Source organism: Gilliamella sp. G0441 (genome assembly GCF_050589305.1).
Classification (GTDB): domain Bacteria; phylum Pseudomonadota; class Gammaproteobacteria; order Enterobacterales; family Orbaceae; genus Gilliamella.
In genome coordinates this window covers 1-1,054 of sequence record NZ_JBNRJF010000035.1, presented here as the reverse complement: position 1 = coordinate 1,054, position 1,054 = coordinate 1, and the positions used below count along the sequence as shown (strand labels likewise).

The following is a 1,054-nucleotide window of genomic DNA, read 5'->3' as shown; positions in this document are numbered from 1 at the left end:
TCAGTCGAAGATACCAGCTGGCTGCAACTGTTTAATAAAAACACAGCACTGTGCAAACACGAAAGTGGACGTATACGGTGTGACGCCTGCCCGGTGCTGGAAGGTTAATTGATGGGGTTATGCGTAAGCAGAAGCTCTTGATCGAAGCCCCAGTAAACGGCGGCCGTAACTATAACGGTCCTAAGGTAGCGAAATTCCTTGTCGGGTAAGTTCCGACCTGCACGAATGGCGTAATGATGGCCAGGCTGTCTCCACCCGAGACTCAGTGAAATTGAAATCGCCGTGAAGATGCGGTGTACCCGTGGCAAGACGGAAAGACCCCGTGAACCTTTACTATAGCTTGACAGTGAACATTGAGCCTTAATGTGTAGGATAGGTGGGAGACTAAGAAGTGTGTACGCCAGTATGCATGGAGTCATCCTTGAAATACCACCCTTTAATGTTTGATGTTCTAACCTATACTTCTGAATCGAGGTAAGGGACACTGTCTGGTGGGTAGTTTGACTGGGGCGGTCTCCTCCCAAAGAGTAACGGAGGAGCACGAAGGTTAGCTAATCCTGGTCGGACATCAGGAGGTTAGTGCAATGGCAAAAGCTAGCTTGACTGCGAGAGTGACGGCTCGAGCAGGTACGAAAGTAGGTCATAGTGATCCGGTGGTTCTGAATGGAAGGGCCATCGCTCAACGGATAAAAGGTACTCCGGGGATAACAGGCTGATACCGCCCAAGAGTTCATATCGACGGCGGTGTTTGGCACCTCGATGTCGGCTCATCACATCCTGGGGCTGAAGTAGGTCCCAAGGGTACGGCTGTTCGCCGTTTAAAGTGGTACGCGAGCTGGGTTTAGAACGTCGTGAGACAGTTCGGTCCCTATCTGCCATGGGCGTAGGAAAATTGAGAGGGTTTGCTTCTAGTACGAGAGGACCGAAGTGAACGCACCGCTGGTGTTCGGGTTGTGATGCCAATTGCATTGCCCGGTAGCTACGTGCGGAATAGATAAGTGCTGAAAGCATCTAAGTACGAAACTAGCCTCGAGATGAGTTTTCCCTGATGAGA

1 rRNA gene is annotated in these 1,054 nt (G+C 50.9%); it reads left to right on the top strand.

Annotated elements, in window-relative coordinates:
* A 23S ribosomal RNA gene (locus ACKJXD_RS11890) occupies nt 1-1,054 on the top strand; the annotation flags it as partial.